The 20,066-nt window shown below is 63.9% G+C and carries 16 protein-coding genes; 6 read left to right on the forward strand and 10 right to left on the reverse strand.

Annotation, left to right across the window (positions count from 1 at the left end; genetic code table 11):
• The first annotated feature begins 5 nt into the window (after positions 1-5).
• Positions 6-1,802 (forward strand): glycoside hydrolase family 15 protein, encoded by a 1,797-nt coding sequence (locus ACVWZT_RS17855; RefSeq protein ID WP_296229700.1) that lies wholly within the window; start codon positions 6-8, stop codon positions 1,800-1,802.
• 35 nt (positions 1,803-1,837) lie between these two features.
• Here the strand turns inward: ACVWZT_RS17855 and ACVWZT_RS17860 are convergent, their stop codons facing one another.
• On the reverse strand, positions 1,838-2,680 hold the full coding sequence (locus tag ACVWZT_RS17860; RefSeq protein ID WP_457470524.1) for a hypothetical protein: 843 nt from the start codon (positions 2,678-2,680) through the stop codon (positions 1,838-1,840).
• Positions 2,677-4,005: an AAA family ATPase gene (locus ACVWZT_RS17865; protein ID WP_457470526.1), complete on the reverse strand. Its 1,329-nt coding sequence runs from the start codon at positions 4,003-4,005 to the stop codon at positions 2,677-2,679. Before ACVWZT_RS17865 ends, ACVWZT_RS17860 begins: the two co-directional genes overlap by 4 nt.
• Positions 4,006-4,314: 309 nt before the next feature.
• On the opposite strand from ACVWZT_RS17865, the gene ACVWZT_RS17870 reads away from it, so the two are divergent.
• A complete protein-coding gene (locus ACVWZT_RS17870) occupies positions 4,315-4,935 on the forward strand; it encodes a TetR/AcrR family transcriptional regulator (RefSeq protein WP_170030615.1) in 621 nt (206 codons plus the stop codon).
• A gap of 829 nt (positions 4,936-5,764) precedes the next feature.
• Here ACVWZT_RS17870 and preA read toward each other — a convergent pair.
• The 3 genes from preA to hydA all read right to left on the reverse strand — a co-directional run bounded on the left by preA (position 5,765) and on the right by hydA (position 10,012).
• On the reverse strand, positions 5,765-7,039 hold the full coding sequence (preA, locus tag ACVWZT_RS17875; RefSeq protein WP_457470528.1) for an NAD-dependent dihydropyrimidine dehydrogenase subunit PreA: 1,275 nt from the start codon (positions 7,037-7,039) through the stop codon (positions 5,765-5,767).
• Entirely contained in the window at positions 7,040-8,407 is a 1,368-nt protein-coding gene (locus ACVWZT_RS17880) for an NAD(P)-dependent oxidoreductase (RefSeq protein WP_457470529.1), read from the reverse strand. It abuts the gene before it with no gap.
• Positions 8,408-8,572: 165 nt separating this feature from the next.
• Positions 8,573-10,012 carry a dihydropyrimidinase gene (gene hydA, locus ACVWZT_RS17885; protein WP_457470531.1) on the reverse strand — a complete coding sequence of 480 codons (1,440 nt, stop codon included), beginning with the start codon at positions 10,010-10,012 and terminating at the stop codon, positions 8,573-8,575.
• Positions 10,013-10,348: 336 nt separating this feature from the next.
• Between hydA and ACVWZT_RS17890 the strand changes: the two genes are divergently transcribed.
• Both ACVWZT_RS17890 and ACVWZT_RS17895 read left to right on the forward strand, forming a co-directional pair.
• Positions 10,349-11,839: an NCS1 family nucleobase:cation symporter-1 gene (locus tag ACVWZT_RS17890; protein ID WP_296230830.1), complete on the forward strand. Its 1,491-nt coding sequence runs from the start codon at positions 10,349-10,351 to the stop codon at positions 11,837-11,839.
• A 76-nt stretch (positions 11,840-11,915) separates the two neighbouring features.
• Positions 11,916-13,199: a Zn-dependent hydrolase gene (locus ACVWZT_RS17895; protein WP_296230829.1), complete on the forward strand. Its 1,284-nt coding sequence runs from the start codon at positions 11,916-11,918 to the stop codon at positions 13,197-13,199.
• Here ACVWZT_RS17895 and ACVWZT_RS17900 read toward each other — a convergent pair.
• The 3 genes from ACVWZT_RS17900 to nhaB all read right to left on the reverse strand — a co-directional run bounded on the left by ACVWZT_RS17900 (position 13,196) and on the right by nhaB (position 16,486).
• Positions 13,196-14,197, reverse strand: coding sequence for an MBL fold metallo-hydrolase (locus tag ACVWZT_RS17900; protein WP_457470533.1), 1,002 nt, complete (start codon positions 14,195-14,197; stop codon positions 13,196-13,198). The two genes, ACVWZT_RS17895 and ACVWZT_RS17900, sit on opposite strands and share 4 nt — an antisense overlap.
• 50 nt (positions 14,198-14,247) lie before the next feature.
• Complete coding sequence (locus ACVWZT_RS17905) at positions 14,248-14,808, reverse strand: lipocalin family protein (protein ID WP_457470534.1); 561 nt, start codon at positions 14,806-14,808, stop codon at positions 14,248-14,250.
• 175 nt (positions 14,809-14,983) lie between these two features.
• Positions 14,984-16,486 carry a sodium/proton antiporter NhaB gene (nhaB, locus tag ACVWZT_RS17910; RefSeq protein ID WP_457470536.1) on the reverse strand — a complete coding sequence of 501 codons (1,503 nt, stop codon included), beginning with the start codon at positions 16,484-16,486 and terminating at the stop codon, positions 14,984-14,986.
• A 151-nt stretch (positions 16,487-16,637) separates the two neighbouring features.
• Here nhaB and ACVWZT_RS17915 point away from each other — a divergent pair, with 151 nt between their 5' ends.
• Positions 16,638-17,450, forward strand: a complete 813-nt coding sequence (locus ACVWZT_RS17915; protein ID WP_296230825.1) for a crotonase/enoyl-CoA hydratase family protein — start codon at positions 16,638-16,640, stop codon at positions 17,448-17,450.
• A 35-nt stretch (positions 17,451-17,485) separates the two neighbouring features.
• Positions 17,486-18,316, forward strand: coding sequence for an NAD(+) diphosphatase (nudC, locus tag ACVWZT_RS17920; RefSeq protein ID WP_296230824.1), 831 nt, complete (start codon positions 17,486-17,488; stop codon positions 18,314-18,316).
• Here the strand turns inward: nudC and ACVWZT_RS17925 are convergent.
• Both ACVWZT_RS17925 and ACVWZT_RS17930 read right to left on the reverse strand, forming a co-directional pair.
• On the reverse strand, positions 18,284-19,063 hold the full coding sequence (locus ACVWZT_RS17925) for a TSUP family transporter (RefSeq protein WP_296230822.1): 780 nt from the start codon (positions 19,061-19,063) through the stop codon (positions 18,284-18,286). The genes nudC and ACVWZT_RS17925 overlap by 33 nt on opposite strands.
• Before the next feature lie 138 nt (positions 19,064-19,201).
• The gene (locus ACVWZT_RS17930) at positions 19,202-20,032 is read right to left on the reverse strand and encodes an alpha/beta fold hydrolase (protein ID WP_457470538.1); all 831 of its coding nucleotides are present in this window, start codon (positions 20,030-20,032) and stop codon (positions 19,202-19,204) included.
• Positions 20,033-20,066: the final 34 nt, after the last annotated feature.

Below are 20,066 nucleotides of genomic sequence, written 5' to 3' on the forward strand. Positions count from 1 at the left end.
CCGCAATGCCTGCCCACATCGAAGACTACGCCCTGCTGGGCAACTGCCGCAGCGCCGCCCTGGTCAGCCGCGATGGTTCGCTCGACTGGCTGTGCCTGCCACGCTTCGACGCCCCGGCAGTCTTCGCCGCCCTGCTGGGCAACGAAGAAAACGGCCGTTGGCGCCTGGCCCCCAGCGACCCGGTGCAGCACAGCAACCGTCGCTACCTGGATGACACCCTGGTGCTGGAGACCACCTGGGTGACGGCCACCGGCCGGGCTCGGGTGCTCGACTTCATGCCATTGGGCGAGGTCAACTCGGTGGTGCGCATCGTCGAGGGCCTGGCGGGTGAAACCAACTTCGAGATGGACCTGGTCATGCGCTTCGATTATGGCCGCAGCGTACCCTGGGTCGAGCGTGTGGCACCGCTCACGCTCAGCGCCGTGGCCGGGCCTGATCGCCTGGTCCTGGCGGCGACAGTGGCACCGCACGCGCGTGACCACCATACGGTGGCCCGCTTCCGGGTCGGTGCGGGCCAGCGGCAGGTGTTCAGCCTGCGTCACCAGCCATCGCACCTACCGGTGGAGCCGGACTGCGACATCGACGATGCCCTGAAAGGCACCATCGACCAGTGGCAGGCTTTCGCGGCCCGCTGTCCCGAGGTCGGCCCCTACAGTGCCCTGGTGCGCCGTTCGCTGCTGACCCTCAAGGCCATGACATACGCCCCCACCGGCGGCATCGTCGCTGCGGTCACCACATCGCTGCCCGAGCGCATCGGTCACGAACGCAACTGGGACTATCGGTTCTGCTGGCTGCGCGATGCCACCATGACCCTGCTGGCGTTCATGAACCTGGGTTACTTCGACGAAGCCCAGGCCTGGCGTGAATGGCTGCTGCGCTCGGTGGCGGGCAACCCCGAACAGATGCAGATCATGTATGGCCTGGCCGGTGAGCGCGACCTGCAGGAATACACCCTGCCGTGGCTGGCCGGCTACGAGCATTCGCAGCCCGTGCGCGTGGGCAATGCGGCCTCGACGCAGACCCAGCTCGATATCTACGGTGAACTCGCCGATGCCATGGCCCAGGCCATCAACGGCGGCTTGCCGCGCCACCCGCGCAGCGCCGCCATCGCCCGGCTGATCCTGCCTTACCTCGAGCGCATCTGGCGCGAGCCGGACGAAGGCATCTGGGAAGTGCGCGGTGGCCGGCAGCAGTTCGTGCATTCCAAGGTCATGGCCTGGGTGGCCTTCGACCGCGCCGCGGGGCTGGCCGACACTACCGAGGAAGGCCGCGAGCGTGGCCAGCATTATCGCCAGGTGGCCGAACAGATTCGTCGCGAAGTATGTGAACAGGGCCTGGATGCCAGTGGCCAGTATTTCGTCCAGGCCTATGGCTCGAGCGAAATGGACGCCAGCTTGTTGCAGATTGCCCTGACCGGCTTCCTGCCGGTGGATGATCCGCGCTTTTTGCGCACCCTGGAGCAGATCGAACAGCGCCTGCTGAAGCATGGCCTGCTGCTGCGCTACGACAGTGACAGCTGCAGTGACGGCCTGACGCCGGGCGAGGGCACCTTCCTGGTGTGCTCGTTCTGGCTGGCCGATGTGTATGTGCTGCTGGGCCGCCAGGCCCAGGCCCAGGCCCTGTACCAACGCCTGACCGGCCTGTGCAACGACCTCGGCCTGCTGGCCGAGCAGTACGACCCGGTCGGCCAGCGCATGCTCGGCAACTTCCCGCAGGCGTTCAGCCATATCGGTATCATCAACACCGCGCTGAACCTGCACCGGGCCCAGTGCCCGGTACGGGACCGGGCGACCCGGCGTTAACGACATGCGATGGCTGGCATGCCTTTGCCGGGCGGCTAGAGCAAACCCCAACGTTTCAGAAAGAACCGTGTCATACCGGCAAAAGGGCGGTCTGCACCGGCCTGGGTTCGTATGCGCAGCAAGAAATCACGCTGGCGCTCGGCAGTAAAGCCACCTTCCTGAAAAAGTAATACCAGCGTCTCCAGCGTTTCGTAGGCATTCCACCGCAGGCGCAGCAATTCCTGGCGGTTCAACCCGAGCACGTCCTCTGCAGCTTTCACCGCTCTGCCGGATTGACTGGATCCGGTTACGGCGACCAACCAGACTTCGCGTGTTTCCGGGATGGCTTTCCAGGCAAAGAGCTGTTCAGGGTCGGCGACGTACGGGTTGATGAGTTCAGCGTCTTCCTGAGCGTAGAGTCGTGCCACTGCAGCATCTGTGGTGGTGACTGGATCGGGGCAGATAGTCTGCAACAGGGATTTCAGCTCCGCGCCGTCGGTGGGCAGGGTCAACGGCACTGCAGGCGGCGCGAGCCTTGGGCCCTGCACCGGAAACGTATCGCCTTTATAGGTCTGGTTGCAGATTTGGCAACTGAACGTGTAGTTGTCGTAGCAATACGCCAGCCACCAGTACTGGCTTTTGGGTCGGAAGTGTTCGACGTCGCCATGCGCTACCACCGCAGTGTCCGCTTCACAGTAGATGCACTTGTTGTAGGACTCGACCTTGAGTTGCGGCTTGGCGCGGCCCCAGACCTGGCGGTTCTTGGGCCTGAAATTGACCGTTCCCGTATGGCCATCGTCCTGGTAGTACTGCACCAGGTTGTTGAGTTTGGTTTCCAGTTGAGTTCCGGTGAAGCCCTTTAATTTTGCGGCGGAGCGAGTGCGCGAAACCTTGATCATGGCTCGCTCTCTAGGTTTTTTGTGATGGCTGTGAGCTTGCTTGGCGATATCCTGGTTTTGCGCTTGTTCTTGAGCAATGAAGTTTTGAGGCTGCGGATCAACTCGGCTTGCTCTTTTGCATAGTGCGGCATGACGTCCCATTCGGGGGCGTCGTTCAAGATGCTCTGCAGCGCTTTCAACTGCGCGGCTTCCTGCTTGTTGAGCGAGTCTTTGAGGCTGAGTTCTCTGACTGCGTTGCGAGTCTTTTCGATTTCGACTGATTCCAGCGAGTCCAGACCGAACATGGGGCTCATCAGCAGTTGATGAAGCATCATCTTGCGCGGTTCGCCGACGAACGGGACCAGGGTAGGTGTTGCCGCTGAACCTTCTCTTCGGATGACATAGAGTTCACCTTCACCGCTCTGCTGTGCCGTGAGTGCCGAGTGCGTGGTGGCGATGAACTGGAAGTTCGGCAGGGTGCTGGAGAGAAACTCGACCAGATGACGCCGCCATACCGGATGCAGGTGCAGATCGATTTCGTCGATCAGCAGCACCCCGCGCGTGCCGAGCGGGTTCTTGCGGTCGGGAAAGGTTTCGGTAATCCGGTACAGTAGATCGCCACACCAGGCGGCCATGTTCTGGTAACCGTCGGAAAGCTGGTTGAGTGGTATTTCGCCATCTGCCGTGTTGAAAATGATCTGCCGCGTGGCCCGGTCAATGCGCGAGAACTGCATGCCGGGTAGAAGCTTGTCCAGCGCCTCATTGAGCGCACCCATCATCGACGACAGGCCTTTGCGGTAATCGAGGTCCATTACCCACTGTTCAAGTGACACCAGGCTGGCGTCTGGCGAAAACATGGTCGCCATGCCTTGCGCCCGTGGTACCCGTGAGCGTTCATCGGGGAACGTGGAGCGCATGTTGGTCACCGGTGGCCGACGGGAAACACCGTAAGCCAGGACAAAGTAGTTGCGATCAGCTTTGGCAATCGCGGCATCCAGCGCTTCCAGCGAGGCATGGTTGTTGGCGAAAATCTTGCGGATTCCGTCGCCACGGTTGATTTCCAGCGCTATCTCTCGGGTTTCGCCCTTGGCGGTAACAAGCGTTCCTTCAATACGGCATTTCTTCGCGCCATTTCTGATCCATGAATCAGGGGTGCCGAGCAGTTCAGGAAGGGCATCGCTGCCTGCCAGCAGCAATGCAATCGCTCGCAGCACCGAACTTTTGCCGCAGCCGTTTTCGCCAAGTAGCAAAGTCCAGCGACGCGTTCCGCCGACACTGGCATGGAAGTCCAGGTCCAGGGACTTGATCGAACGGACATCGCGCAACGCGATTCGCACCAGATACATCGTGAGGTCCTTCCAGTTCTGTAGGCGTATCAGTCATCTTGAAAGGCGACTGTCTGTTGGCGAGGGGGCTTGGGCAATGATCAACGTCATGCCTGTCAGCAATCAAGGTGGCGCTCATTTTAGCAGTTGCGAGAAGCTACCCGAACCGAGTATCAAGGCTTTTCACACAGAGCCTTGCGCAAACACCATTCGGCACGGAGCACCCATGGGTATTCGCGGTACAGACCGGCAGATCGGCAACATCGAGTTCAATGTCAGCGTCATCGACCCGGACGGCTATGAACTGGCGGTGTGGACGGCCCAAGCCTGATGGCCAACCACAAGATCGAAATCCGCCGACGCAACATCGGCAAGATCCTGCAGGCGGCGGAAAAGGTATTTGCCGAAAAGGGCTACGGCGCCACCTCGATGGGCGATATTGCCGAGCAGGCCGAGTTGCCGCGTTCCAACCTGCATTATTACTTCAGCACCAAGGACGACCTGTTCCGTGCGGTGTTGCAGGATCTGCTGGAGGTGTGGAAACAGGACGCGCTGTGCTTCGAGAACTTCGACGACCCGCGCGTGGTACTGACCAGTTATATCCGCGCCAAGATGGGCCATTCACGCTCACGCCCGCTGGGTTCGAAGATCTGGGCCGAGGAGATGCTGCACGGGGCGCCGGTGCTGGGGGCGGACCTGGCGGAAAGCCTGGTGCCCTGGGCCAAACTGAAGGAGGCCAAGATCCGTCGTTGGGTAGAAGAGGGGCGCATCCTGGCGGTGGAGCCTTCGGCGCTGCTGTACATGATCTGGGCCTCGACCCAGCACTATGCCGACTTTGGTTACCAGGTCGAGCTGCTCAATGGTGGCGAGGCGTTGTCGGACATGGCGTTCGAGAATGCGGTGCAGACGGTGACTTGCGTGATTCTGCGGGGGATCGGGCTGGAGCCTTGATGGGCAAAGCCTGGTTTGCGCCGGCAGTGTATGAGCGGCCTTGTGTCGCGAAAGGGCCGCAGAGCGGCCCCGTCGATTTACGCATCGATAGATGAATTCGGGGGCCGCTTCGCGGCCCTTTCGCGGCACAAGGCCGCTCCCACAGGGGTAGTGTGAACTCGAAGCCAGCGCAGTACCTGTAGGAGCGGCCTTGTGCCGCGAAGCAGGCGACGCGGAGGATGGCACCGGCTGCGCCGGTGTTCGCGGCTGAAGCCGCTCCCCCAGGGGTAGTGTCAACGCGAAGCCAGCGCAGTACCTGTGGGAGCGGCCTTGTGCCGCGAAGCAGGCGACGCGGAGGATGGCACCGGCTGCGCCGGTGTTCGCGGCTGAAGCCGCTCCCCCAGGGGTAGTGTCAATGCGAAGCCTGCGCAGTACCTGTAGGAGCGGCCTTGTGCCGCGAAGCAGGCGACGCGGAGGATGGCACCGGCTGCGCCGATGTTCGCGGCTGAAGCCGCTCCCCCAGGGGTAGTGTCAACGCGAAGCCTGCGCAGTACCTGTGGGAGCGGCCTTGTGCCGCGAAGCAGGCGACGCGGAGGATGGCACCGGCTGCGCCGGTGTTCGCGGCTGAAGCCGCTCTCCCAGGGGTAGTGTCAACGCGAAGCCTGCGCAGTACCTGTAGGAGCGGCCTTGTGCCGCGAAGCAGGCGACGCAGTGGATGGCACAGGCTTCGCCCGTGTTCGCGGGGCAAGCCCGCTCCCACAGGATGGACTGCCCCCCAAAAGTTGGACAGTTTTGAGCAAGACAGTTGCTCCCACCAGGATTGCGTCAGTCGGTCGGGTAGCGATCCGCTTCAACTGGCCTCGCGGTAGGGGTTACGTGGGTCCTGCGTCCAGTTCAGGTACGGCTTGCCGGTATCCTGCGCCACCATGTCGATGCAGCCTTCCACCGGGCAGGTGATCTGGCACAGGTTACAGCCGACGCATTCCTCTTCCACCACGCTGTAGGCATGCGTGCCATCGGCCTTCGGCGTGCTGGCAATGGCCTGGTGCGAGGTGTCCTCGCAGGCAATGTGGCAGCGCCCGCAGCCAATGCACGCCTGCTGGTCGATGTGCGCCACCGACTTGTAGTTCATGTCCAGGTACTTCCAGTCGGTGGTATGCGCCACCGCCTGGCCACGGAACGCCTCGAGGTTGTGATGCCCATGCTGGTCCATCCAGCGTGCCAGGCCGTCCTTCATGTCTTCGACGATGCGGAAACCATGCAACATCGCCGCCGTGCACACCTGCACGGCACCACTGCCCAGGGCCATGAATTCGGCGGCATCGCGCCAGTTGCCGATGCCACCAATGCCGCAGATCGGCAAGCCACGGGTCTGCGGGTCGCGGGCGATTTCCGCCACCATGTTCAGGGCGATCGGCTTGACTGCCGAACCGCAGTAGCCGCCATGGGTGCTCTGGTCACCGACAATGGGGTGGGCGACCATGCGCTCCAGGTCGACACTGGTGATTGAGTTGATGGTGTTGATCAACGACACCGCATCGGCGCCGCCACGGTGCGCGGCGCGGGCCGACTGGCGGATGTCGGTGATATTCGGCGTGAGCTTGACGATCACTGGCAGCGAGCAATGCGTCTTGCACCAGCGGGTGACCATCTCCACGTACTCTGGCACCTGGCCCACCGCCGCGCCCATGCCACGCTCCGGCATGCCGTGCGGGCAGCCGAAATTCAGCTCGATGCCATCAGCCCCGGTGGCCTCCACCAGCGGCAGGATGAACTTCCATGACTCTTCCACGCACGGCACCATCAGCGACACGATCAGCGCACGGTCCGGCCAGTCCTTCTTCACCTGGGTGATTTCGCGCAGGTTGATCTCCAGCGAACGGTCGGTGATCAGCTCGATGTTGTTGATGCCTTGCACTTGACGATTCGGGCCAAAGTGCGCCGAATAGCGCGACGACACGTTGACCGCCGCCGGGTCCTCGCCCAGTGTCTTCCACACCACGCCGCCCCAGCCGGCCTCGAAGGCTCGTACCACGTTGTAGGCCTTGTCGGTTGGCGGGGCGGAGGCCAGCCAGAAAGGGTTGGGTGCCTTGATACCGGCAAATTCGATCGACAGGTCGGCCATTTACGCTGCCTCCACATTGAGCATGAGTCGGGCATGGATGGCTTCGGCGGCCAGCTTGCCATGTTGCACGGCCTGGACGGTGAGGTCCTGGCCCAGTGCGGTGCAGTCGCCGCCGGCATAGATCCCCGGCAGGCTGGTCTGCATCGTTGCATCGACCCGGATACGCTCGCCGTCGCGGGCCAGTTGCGCCGCCAGCGGGTCACCGAGGCTGCTGTCGTCGAAGCGCTGGCCGATGGCCTTGAAGATGGCATCGGCGGCCAGCTCGAAGGTTTCGCCGGTGTCGCGCAGGCGGCCGTCAGCCAGCTCGGTGCGGGCAAAGCGCATGCCGCGCACCTTGCCGGTGTCGTCCAGCAGCACGGCATCGGGGCGGGCCCAGGTGTGCAGGCGTACCTGGTTGGCCTTGGCAATGTCCTGTTCATGGCCGGTGGCGCCCATGTCGGCGTGACCGCGACGGTACACCAGGTTGACGTCGCGGGCGCCAAGGCGGCTCATCTGTACGGCCATGTCGATCGCGGTGTTGCCGGCACCGATCACTACGCACCGGTCGGCCAGTGGCAGTTGGCTCAGGTCATCGGCCTGGCGCAGTTCGCGGATATATTCTGTGGCGGCGAGCAGGCCGGGGGCTTCTTCAGCGTCCAGGCCAAGCCGGCGCACCGCATTAAGGCCGAGGCCGAGGAACACCGCGTCATACTGGTCGCGCAGCTCGCCCAGGCCGAGATTGCCGCCCAGGCGCTGGCCATGCCGAATCTCGATGCCACCGATGCCCAGCAGGAACTCCACTTCACGCTGGGCGAAATCATCCACCAACTTGTAGCGGGCGATACCGTACTCGTTCAGGCCGCCGGCCTTGTCGCAGGCTTCGAACACCACCACGTCATGCCCGTGCATGGCCAGGCGATGGGCGCAGGCCAGCCCGGCCGGGCCGGCACCGACCACGGCGATGCGCTTGCCGGTGGCTGGCGAGCGCTGGAACGGGTGCGCGGTGAAATGCGCATTGTCCAGGGCATAGCGCTGCAGCTGGCCGATCAGCACGGGGGCGCATTCCTCGGCATTGTTGCGCACGCAGGCTTGCTGGCAGAGGATTTCGGTGGGGCAGACGCGGGCACAGCTGCCGCCGAGAATATTCGCCGAAAGGATGCGTTCGGCGGCGCCTTGCAGGTTGTCGTCACTGATGCGGTGGATGAACGACGGGATGTCGATTTCGCTGGGGCAGGCGTTGACGCAGGGCGCGTCGTAACAGTACAGGCAGCGCGCGCTTTCGACGGCGGCCTGGCGGGGAGTGAGGGGTGGGGCCAGGTCGCTGAAGCGCTCGGCCAGATGGTCGGCACCGGCCCGGGGGCGCGGCAAGTGGTTCAGGGCGTCGATCACGGTTGTAGCCTCTCTATTTTTCTTGGATGCAGGCAACAAGGATTGCGGTGGTTTCTTGGGCCGCTGCGCGCCCCATCGCGACACAAGGCCGCTCCTGCAAGGAACCGCACACTCCTGTGGGAGCGGCCTTGTGCCGCGATGGGCTGCGCAGCAGCCCCAATCGCTTCAGCGCTGCACGGGCGTCGGCCGCTGCACTTCGGCCCTGCGCCCGAGCACCTCGTACACCGACGGATACGCCGGCCGTTCCACATATCGCCCCGCACCCGCTTCTGCGCGCAGGTCGCCATCGGCCCAGCGCAGCTTGCCCTGGCTGATGGTGTGGCTGGGAATACCGCGCACGGTGCGGCCTTCGAAAATGTTGAAATCCACTTGCTGGTGGTGGGTCTGGGCGGAAATGGTGCGCGTGCCGTGCGGGTCCCACAGCACCAGGTCGGCATCGGCACCCACGCGGATGGCGCCCTTGCGCGGGAACAGGTTGAAGATCTTTGCCGTGTTGGTGGAGGTCAGCGCGACGAACTCATGCATCGACAGACGCCCACTGTTTACCCCGGCATCCCACAGCACTGCCATGCGGTCCTCGATGCCGGCCGTACCATTGGGAATTCGGCTGAAGTCATCGCGGCCCATGGCTTTCTGCTCGGCGCAGAAGCAGCAATGGTCAGTGGCGGTGGTATGCAGGTTGCCCGACTGCAGGCCGCGCCACAGCGCTTCCTGATGCTCGCGCGGGCGGAATGGCGGGCTCATTACATAACCTGCGGCGGTAGCCCAATCCGGGTCACGGTAGACGCTGTCATCCAGCAGCAGGTGGCCGGGCAGCACCTCGCCGTAGACCGGCTGGCCCTTGCCGCGCGCATAAGCAATTTCATCCAGCGCTTCGCGGCTGGAAACGTGCACCAGGTACAGCGGCGTACCGAGGGTTTCGGCAATGCGGATGGCGCGGCTGGCGGCCTCGCCCTCGACTTGCGAGGGGCGCGACAACGGGTGCGCTTCCGGCCCGGTCAGGCCCTGGGCCAGCAGTTTCTTCTGCAGGTGGTACACCAGCTCGCCGTTCTCGGCATGCACGGTGGGCACCGCACCGAGTTGCAGGCAGCGCTCGAAGCTGGCCACCAAGGTGTCGTCGGCGGCCATGATGGCGTTCTTGTACGCCATGAAGTGCTTGAAGCTGTTCACTCCATGCCTGGCTACCAGCTCGCCCATTTCTTCCGCCACCTGCTCGCTCCACCAGGTGATGGCCACGTGGAAGCCATAGTCACTGGCGCTTTTCTGCGCCCAGCCACGCCAGGTGTGGTAGGCCTCCAGCAACGATTGCTGCGGGTTGGGGATGACGAAGTCGATGATCGAGGTGGTGCCCCCGGCCAGGCCGGCGGCGGTACCGCTGAAGAAGTCCTCGCTGGCCACGGTGCCCATGAACGGCAATTGCATGTGCGTGTGCGGGTCGATGCCGCCGGGCATCAGGTACCGGCCGCTGCCGTCGAGGAGCTCGCAGCCGCTGGGCGGTTCGAGGTTCTGGCCGATGGCGCGGATCAGGCCATCGGCACACAGGACATCGGCGGGGTAGCTTTCTTCGTGGGTGACCACGGTGGGGCCACGGATCAACAGGGACATGCCGTCTTCCTCGCAGGCTGACCGGTCTGGGCCGGTTCTTGGAATTGTCAGGGGCAGGCGAGCAGGGCGGTTAATCCTGTCAGGCCTGACAAGAATCGAGGCTAGATGCTGATCAGGCATTCAGCAAGAAAATTTTCCTATTAATTTTATGGTTTTTAAGTAATTGAAAATAAAAGATTAATTCACATGGTTGTGCTGGTATCAGGGTTTTGATGAACATTGACTAACTTGACAAGATAAAAATCTGGTCGAGATTTTCAAGCACATTACGCGTGTACTCCGGCCATCGCACCAAGCCGATGAGCGAAGAATTAAAAGAACATCTGGAGAAAGCCCATGCAGCAGAGCAGATCGGAAGTGGTCGAGCAGGGTGGCCTGTTCGAGCTGTCCGAGGGCAGCGATGTCCTCGACAGCCCGCGCTACAACCACGATATCGCCCCGACCAAGGTGCACCAGCGCACCTGGAACAAATGGCATATCACCGCCTTGTGGGTGGGCATGTCCATCTGCGTACCCACCTATACCCTTGGCGGCGTGCTCACTGCGTATTTCGGCCTCAGCGTGGGCGAGGCGTTGCTGGCGATCCTGCTGGCCAACCTGATCGTACTGATCCCGCTCACCCTCAATGCGTTTCCCGGCACCAAGTACGGCATCCCGTTCCCGGTGCTGCTGCGTTCGTCGTTCGGCATCCTCGGCTCCAACGTACCGTGCCTGATCCGCGCGGTGGTCGCCTGTGGCTGGTTCGGCATCCAGACCCTGTTCGGCGGATTGGCCATTCACCTGTTCCTCGGCTCGGTATTCGACGGCTGGAAGGCCCTGGGCGGTACCGGCGAGGTGATCGGTTTCATGATCTTCTGGTGCCTGAACCTGTGGGTGGTGCTGCGCGGTGCCGAGTCGATCAAGTGGCTGGAAACGCTGTCGGCACCACTGCTGGTGGCGGTGGGAATCGGCCTGCTGTTGTGGGCCTTGCCGCACATGTCGATGACCGAGCTGCTGGCCCAGCCAGCCAAGCGCCCGGCAGGCGCCAGCATGCTTGGGTACTTCTGCGCCGGGCTCACTGCCATGGTCGGGTTCTGGGCCACGCTGTCGCTGAACATCCCCGACTTCAGCCGCTACGCCCGCAGCCAGAAGGACCAGATTCTCGGGCAGATCTTCGGCCTGCCGCTGACCATGTTCCTGTTCGCCGCCCTGGGCGTGGTGCTGACCGCCGCCTCGGCGTCGCTGGTTGGCGAGACCGTGGCCGACCCGGTCAGCCTGATCGGCAAGATCCACAGCCCGTTCTGGGTGGCCCTGGCCATGGCCTTGATCGTGATCGCCACGCTGTCGACCAACACTGCGGCGAACATCGTGTCGCCGACCAACGATTTCCAGAACATCGCCCCGCGCCTGATCGGGCGCAGCCGCGCGGTGTGGCTGACCGGCTTCATCGGCCTGGCGCTGATGGGCCATGAGTTGCTCAAGAAGCTGGGCTGGATCGTCTCCGACCTGAGCCTGGAGAGTGTGTACTCCAACTGGTTGCTGGGTTATTCCAGCCTGCTGGGGCCGATCGCCGGGATCATGGTGGTGGATTACTTCCTGGTCCGCCGGCAACAGCTGGACCTGGCCGGGCTGTACCGCGACGACGTGTACCCGGCGTGGAACTGGGCCGGTTTTGCCGCCTTTGCGTTGCCGGTCGCGTTGACGGTGATGGCCATCGGCAACAGCAGCTTCAGCTGGTTCTACGACTATGGCTGGTTCACCGGCTCGCTGCTGGGAGGGGGGCTGTACTACCTGTTCGCCGGGGTGCTGGCGCGCAGCCCGGCGCAGGTGGCCAAGCCTTTGCCTTGAGACCGCGTGTGCTGCTTCGCGGGCATGCCCGCGAAGAGGCCGGCACAGACAACAACAAAGCCTGAAGGAGAAACCCGTGACCCCAGTCCAAGAGATCCTCAACACCACCGCCCGGCATGTCGACAGCGCCCGCCTGTGGCAATCGCTCATGGACCTGGCGCGCCTCGGTGCCACTGCCAAGGGCGGTGTCTGCCGCCTGGCCCTGACCGACCTCGACCGCCAGGCCCGTGACCTGTTCGTGCAGTGGTGCGAAGCCGCCGGCTGCACGGTGAGCATCGACGCTGTCGGGAATATCTTCGCCCGTCGCCCAGGGCGTAACCCCAAGCTGCCGCCGGTGATGACCGGCAGCCATATCGATACCCAGCCCACCGGTGGCAAGTTCGATGGCTGCTTCGGGGTCATGGCAGGGCTGGAGGTGATCCGTACCCTCAACGACCTGGGTGTGGAAACCGAAGCGCCGTTGGAGGTGGTGGTATGGACCAACGAGGAGGGCTCGCGCTTTGCCCCGTGCATGATGGGTTCAGGCGTGTTCGCCGGCAAGTTCACCCTGGAGGAAACCCTGGCCAAGCGTGATGCCCAGGGGGTCAGTGTCGGCGAGGCGTTGAACGCCATCGGCTATGCCGGCCCGCGTGCGGTGCTGGGCCACCCGGTGGGGGCCTATTTCGAAGCGCATATCGAGCAGGGGCCGATCCTGGAGGACCAGGCCAGGACCATCGGCGTGGTGCTGGGCGCGTTGGGCCAGAAATGGTTCGACCTGACCCTGCGCGGCGTCGAAGCCCATGCCGGGCCGACACCCATGCACCTGCGCAAGGACGCCCTGGTCGGCGCCGCCGCCGTGGTCGAAGCGGTCAACCGCACGGCCCTCGGCCACCAGCCGCATGCATGTGGCACGGTGGGTTGCCTGCAGGCCTACCCCGGCTCGCGCAACGTGATCCCCGGCGAAGTGCGCATGACCCTGGACTTCCGCCACCTGGAAGGCGAGCAACTGGATGCGATGATCAGTGAAGTGCGGGCGGTGATCGAGGCGACCTGTGCCAAGCACGGCTTGAGCCACACGCTGGTGCCGACGGCTGACTTCCCGGCGTTGTACTTCGACAAAGGCTGTGTCGATGCCGTGCGCGAGTCGGCCAAGGCGCTGGGCTTGCCACATATGGACATCGTCAGTGGGGCAGGGCACGACGCGATCTTCCTTGCCGAAATGGGGCCGGCGGGGATGATTTTCGTGCCCTGCGAAAACGGCATCAGCCATAACGAAATCGAGAATGCCACGCCAGAGGACCTGGCGGCGGGCTGCGCGGTGCTGCTGCGGGCGATGCTGGCGGCGTCTGAGGCGATTGCCAGCGGGCGCCTGGCGGCTTAGCAACGCCGCCTCAGCAGCAGGGGCTCGTCGCCGGTGCAGTCTCCGCCTGGTTGAAGACTGCCATCGCGCCCGATGTGGTAGCGCTGCAGGTCCTGCGCCAGGGTCAGGTGCCCGTTGTAATGGGCCGCGGCTTCGTCACGTATGTCGACTATGCTCGGGCTGCGCCGTGGGTCCGGCTGGTAGCGGGCGCTGAAGTGCGTGAGCACCAGGTTGCGCACGCCTGCCGCTTCGGCAAAGCGCGCCACCGCCGCTGCGGTGCTATGGCCGAAGGTGACCCCGGTGCGTTCGACCACTGGCTGGGTGAACGTGGCTTCGTGGACCAGCACGTCCGCGCCCTTGGCGGCGTCGGCCAACAGTTCTGGGTTGTCGTTGTCGCCGCACACAATCACGCGCCGGGGCGGACGCGACGGGCGCAGGTAATCCTGGCCGTGCAGCGTCCGTCCGCCGTGCTCCACCACCAGGCCCTTGACCAGGTCGCCCCACAGCGGCCCGCGGGGGATGCCTTCGGCTGCCAGGCGTGCGACATCCAGGCGTGGTTCGGGGTTGATTTCGGTGAACACGAAAGCGACGCTCGGGACCCGGTGCGACAGCTGCACCGTAGTGACCTGCATCGCCTCACTGTGCCATTCCAGCAGGTCCTCCACGGCTAGCAGGCGCAGTTCGAACGGCAGGAAGGTGTCGCTGGCCGCCAGCCCCTGACGGACCCATTCGTGCAGGGCAACCGGCAGCACCAGGTCAAGTGGCTGGGTGCGTCCGCTCATGCCGGCGCTGGCCAGCAGGCCCGGCAGGCCGAAGCAGTGGTCGCCATGTACATGGGTGATGAAGATCGCCCGCAGGTCGCGGATCGAAAGCGGCGTATGCAGCAGCCGATGCTGAGTGCCTTCGCCGCAGTCGACCAGGTACCAGTGGCTGCCCGTGGCTTCGATCACGGCCGTGGCGCTGACATTGCGTGCCTTGGTGGGCACCCCGGCGGAGGTGCCGAGGAACAGCAGATCCATTACAACTCCTTGGTGATGCCCGGGCCCGGCTGGCCGAACCGCCCCGTGGTTTACCGGGGTGCTTCAGCATCCGCCTGGCGCCAGATCAGTTCGCTGGTGTCGTAGCCCTGCTCGCGGGCGATATCCAGCAGCTGCTCGCGGGTCTGGTCGGGGATGGCCGGCGTGCGCGAGAGCAGCCACAGGTACTCACGGTTGGGGTGCCCGACCAGGGCCACGCGGTAATCCTTGTCGTGGTACAGCACCCAGTACTCGCCCTTGGTCAGGCCGGGTGCCAGGCGGCTGAACCAGTTGTCGAAGCGCACCCAGAGCTTGTCGGTCCTGCCCGGTTGCTGGGCTTCGGCGATGCCCCTGGCTTCATTCCACTGGCCGTCCTTTTCCCGACAGCGATTGGTCACGTCGACACGGCCGTCTGCCCGCAGGCCATAGCGCGCCTCGGACTGCACGCAGTTGCGCTGAAAGAACATCGGCAAGCGCGCCAGTTCGTACCAGGTGCCCTGGTAGCGTTGCAGGTCGACCTGCTGGGTATGTGGCGGCTCCGGGTGGTCGTTGCCGGCGCAGCCGAGCAGGGCCAGGGTAAGGCAGGAAAGCAGTAGCGGGGTGCGTAGCGCCATGATCGACCTCCTTGCGGTGAATGGGCTTACCTGTGTTTCGATGCGGGCGCGCGGCAAAAGTTGTACCGGATTGTGTCTTTCGGAACGAGCCAGTCTGCACGCTGCCGGCGCGCACCTGATGAGCGATCATTACACCCTTTGACGAAGCCTGCGAGTGCTGCTGGGGCAGGCTGTATCACAGCCAGTAGGTCACCGCCCACCACCCCAGCCCTCCCATCACCACGGTGTAGGGCAAGGCCATCCATACCATCCGCCCATACGACAACCGGACCAGCGGCGCGATCGCCGAGGTCAGCAGGAACAGGAACGCCGCCTGCCCGTTCGGGGTCGCCACGCTAGGCAGGTTGGTGCCGGTGTTGATCGCCACCGCCAGGGTCTCGAAATGCTCGCGGCTCATGCCGCCATTGACAAATGCCTGCTTCACTTCGGTGATGTAGATGGTGGCGACGAATACGTTGTCGCTGATCGCCGAAAGCAAGCCATTGGCCAGGTACAGCATGCCTGGCTGCTGTTCGGCCGGCAGGGCCAGTACCCAGGTAATCAGCGGGCTGAACAACTGCTGCTGGTGGATCACCGCCACCACGGCAAAGAACACCACCAGCAACGCGGTAAACGGCATGGCGTCCTGGAAGGCACGGCCCAGGCGGTGTTCATCGGTGATACCGGTGAACGCCGTGATCAGCACGATCACCATCAGGCCGATCAGGCCGACTTCGGCAACGTGCAACCCCAGGCAGACGATCAGGACCAGTGCGGCAAGCCCTTGCACCCACAGCGCGATGCGCTGGGCGGGGGTGCGTGCGGCATCGTCCTCGGCGGCGTAGGTGGCCAGCACCTGGCGCACCGGCTCGGGCATCAATGTGCCGTAACCGAACAGGCGCAGCTTCTCCAGCAGCACGCAGGTCAGCAGGCCGGCAGCCAGTACGGGTAACGATACCGGCGCCACCTTGAGGAAGAAATCGGCAAAATGCCAGCCCATCTCGTGGCCTATCAGCAGGTTCTGCGGTTCGCCCACCAAGGTGCATACACCGCCCAGGGCGGTTCCCACCGCACCATGCATCAACAGGCTGCGCAGGAAGTCGCGGAACTGGTCGAGGTCTTCACGGTGCAGTGCCGCGACCTGCTGGTCACTGTCCAGCGCAACGTCTTCGCGTGGGTTGGCCCCGGAAGCAACACGGTGGTACACCGCATAGAAGCCGACCGCGGCGCTGATGATCACGGCGGTCACGGTCAGTGCGTCGAGAAACGCCGAGAGAAAGGCCGACAGCACGCAGAACAGCAACGCCAGGATTGCCTTCGAACGCACCCCGAGCAAAATGCGCGAGAACAGGAACAGCAGCAGTTCCTTCATGAAGTGGATGCCTGCGACCATGAACATCAGCAGCAGGATGACCGGGAAGTTGTGCTGCAACTCCTCGTACAGCGCTTGCGGGGTGGTCATCTGCAACAGCAGCGCTTCGACCAGCAGCAGGCCGCCGGGCATCAGCGGGTAGCATTTCAGGGCCATGCCCAGGGTGAAGATGAACTCAAGCACCAGCGCCCAGCCGGCGGCGACCGGGCCAAGGGTGGCCAGCAGCAGCGGGTTGAGCACCAGGAACAGGCAGATGACGACCTTGTACCAAAGCGGCGACTGGCCCAGGAAGCTGTGGGCAAGGGCGCCAGTCAGGGAGCGCGACATGAATTTGTGTCCTTATGATTCGGCGATGGCGAACGGTGCCGGATCAGCGCGGCTTAGGCAAGGCATACAGTCCCGTTTTTGGCACAAGTACGGCCATCGGGCTGGGGTACCATCCGTGGCATGAACCTTTCACCCCGCAGGAGTGCCGCCCGTGACCGAGTACAGCGCATTCAAGGTCGAACTGACCGACAATATTGCCCATGTCCAGATCAACCGCCCGGAAAAGGTCAATGCGATGAACGCCGCCTTCTGGGAAGAGATCATCGATATCTTCCAATGGGTCGACGATACCGACGCGGTGCGGGTCGTGGTGCTCAGCGGCGCCGGCAAGCATTTTTCCGCCGGCATCGACCTGACGATGCTGGCCTCGCTGGCGGGGCAGATGGGCAAGGACGTCGGCCGCAACGCGCGCTTCCTGCGCAGTACCATCCTGCGTCTGCAGGCGTCGTTCAATGCCGTGGACAAGTGCCGCAAGCCGGTACTGGCCGCCGTGCAAGGCTATTGCATCGGCGGCGCCATCGACCTCATCTCGGCCTGCGACATGCGTTACTGTAGCGCCGATGCGCAATTCTCGATCAAGGAGATCGACATGGGCATGGCTGCCGATGTCGGCACACTGCAACGTTTGCCGCGTATCATCGGTGACGGCATGATGCGTGAGCTGGCCTTCACCGGGCGCAATGTCGAGGCTGCAGAGGCGCTGCGCATTGGCCTGGTCAACCGCGTCTATGATGATCAGGCCGCGCTGAAGGACGGGGTCTTTGCCCTCGCCGGCGAGATTGCCGCAAAATCACCGATTGCCGTGGCCGGCACCAAGGAGATGCTCAGCTACATGCGTGACCATCGCATTGACGATGGCCTGGAATACATCGCCACCTGGAACGCCGCGATGCTGCAGTCCGAAGACCTGCGCGTGGCCGTGGCGGCGCACATGAGCAAACAGAAACCGACGTTCGCCGACTGACCGGGCCGGGGGACGCGCAGTAAAGGATCCCCAACATGTCAGCACGCTGGACTACTGCAGTACTCGACCCGCAGATCACCGGGGGCCTGGCCGTAGCCCGCAGCCCGGAAGGGTTCCTGATGGACGCCAACGGTGCGCTGTTTTCCCGCGACTGGCTCAAGCGTCAGGACCTGGATGTGCTGTGCGAGCACGGCATCGGCCACTTCGATGGCCAGCCGGTGTTCCTGCTGGAGCTGCGCAGCGCCACCGAGATGCCTGGTTGTGTCTGGCGTGGCCTGCGTGCGTTCATGCTCGAAGGCGACTTCGACACCTACAAGGTGCTGGGCTACGCCGCGCAGATCGGCACCTGGGCACGCGAGCACCGCTTCTGCGGCAGTTGCGGCCAGGCGATGACGCAGATCCGCTGGGAGCGGGCGATGTACTGCCAGCCCTGCGACCTGCGCAGCTACCCGCGCATTTCGCCGAGCATGATCGTGCTGGTGACCCGTGGCGACGAGATTCTGCTGGCCCGCTCGCCGCGCTTCGTCACCGGGGTGTACAGCACCCTGGCAGGCTTCGCCGAACCGGGTGAGTCGGCCGAAGATTGCCTGGTGCGCGAAGTGCGCGAGGAAGTGGCGGTGGAGGTGAAGAACATCCAGTATGTGGGCAGCCAGTGCTGGCCGTTCCCGCATTCGATGATGCTGGGCTTTCATGCCGAATACGCCGGCGGCGATATCGTCATGCAGCCGGACGAGATCGAGGATGCCAGGTGGTTCAGCGTCCACGACCTGCCGCCGCTGCCAGCCGGGCGCTCCATCGCCCGGTACCTCATCGACCTCTACGTTGCGCGCCGCCTAGGCCTGCCCGAACCAGTGCTGCCACGCTAGGCGCACGGTCAAGGCCAGCACCACGGTGATGAATACAGGGCGGATGAACTTGCTGCCGCCGCTGATCGCCGTGCGTGCCCCGAAGAAGGCGCCCACCATCACCGACAGGCCCATGCACAGGCCGACGATATAGTCGACCTGCCCCGAGATGATGAACACCGTCAGCGCCGCGATGTTGCTGACGAAGTTCATGCTGCGCGCCACACCGCTGGCGCGCACCAGGTCGATGGGGTACAGCAGCAGGGTGCTGACAGTCCAGAACGCCCCGGTACCCGGGCCGGCGACGCCGTCGTAGAAGCCCAGGGTGAAGCCTTGTGGCAGCTGCCATTTCTTCCTGATCGGGGCGTCGGCATCGAGCGGTGCCTTGGGCGTGCCGCCGAACAGCAGGTAGATGCCACAGGCGAAGACGATCACCGGCAGCATCTTGTTCAGCCATTCGGCTGGCATGTAGTGGGCGATCACTGCACCGAGCAGGGCCCCGGTCAGGGTGGCGAACAATGCCGGGCGCCATTGCGCGGGGTGGAACAGCTTGCGTTTGTAGTAGGTGAAACCTGCCGTCGCCGAGCCGAATGTGGAACTGAGCTTGTTGGTACCCAGCACCAGGTGGGGGGGCATGCCGGCGGTGAGCAGGGCGGGGGTGGTGAGCAGGCCGCCGCCGCCGGCGATGGCGTCGATGAAACCGGCGACGAAGGCGACCAGCGCCAGGATCAGCAGGGTGAGCGGTTCTACGGTGAGTTCAAAGGGCATGGGATTGGCAGGCAAGAAGGCAAGGGGGCGGCAAACGGGCGCGCCAGAAGGGGGACATGGTAATCCTGGGGGCGGTGTGTTGCCAGTGCCGGGCTTTTCGCAGGCATGCCCGCGAAAAGGCCGCACTGGCAAAACCCATCAGCTACGGATGAACGCCAGCAAATCCGCATTGATCACATCGGCATGGGTGGTCGGCATGCCATGCGGGTAGCCTTTATAGGTCTTCAGCGTCCCGTTGGGCAGCAACTGCGCCGACAGCAACCCGGCGTTCTCATACGGCACGATCTGGTCATCGTCCCCATGCATCACCAGCACCGGCTGGGTGATGCCCTTCAGGTCTTCGGTGAAGTCGGTCTGGGAAAACGCCACGATGCCATCGTAATGGGCCTTGGCGCTGCCGATCATGCCCTGGCGCCACCAGTTGCCGATGATGCCCTCGCTGGCCTCGACACCGGGGCGGTTGTAGCCATAGAACGGCCCAGCCGGCACATCCCGGTAGAACTGTGCACGGTTGCTGGCGACCTCGGCCTGGAAACCGTCGAACACCGACTTGGGCAAGCCGCCCGGGTTGGCCGCTGTCTGGACCATCAGTGGTGGCACGGCGGCGATCAGCACGGCCTTGGCGACCTTGTCGTCGGGGTGGCGGGCCATGTAGCGCACCACTTCGCCGCCACCGGTCGAATGGCCGACATGCACGGCACCCTGTATACCCAGGTGGGTGACCACCGCTGCCACGTCGTCGGCGTAGTGGTCCATGTCATGGCCGTCCCAGACCTGGCTGGAACGGCCATGGCCACGGCGGTCGTGGGCGACCACACGGTAACCGTGAGCGAGGAAGAACAGCATTTGCGCGTCCCAGTCATCGGCGCTCAGCGGCCAGCCGTGATGGAAGTGAATGACCGGCGCGTCGCGCGGGCCCCAGTCCTTGTAGAAGATCTGTACGCCGTCCTGCGTGGTTACATAGCTCATGGTCGTGTCTCCTGTGTGCAGGCACCGAAGGGAG

The organism is Pseudomonas sp. TE21394, from assembly GCF_054057835.1.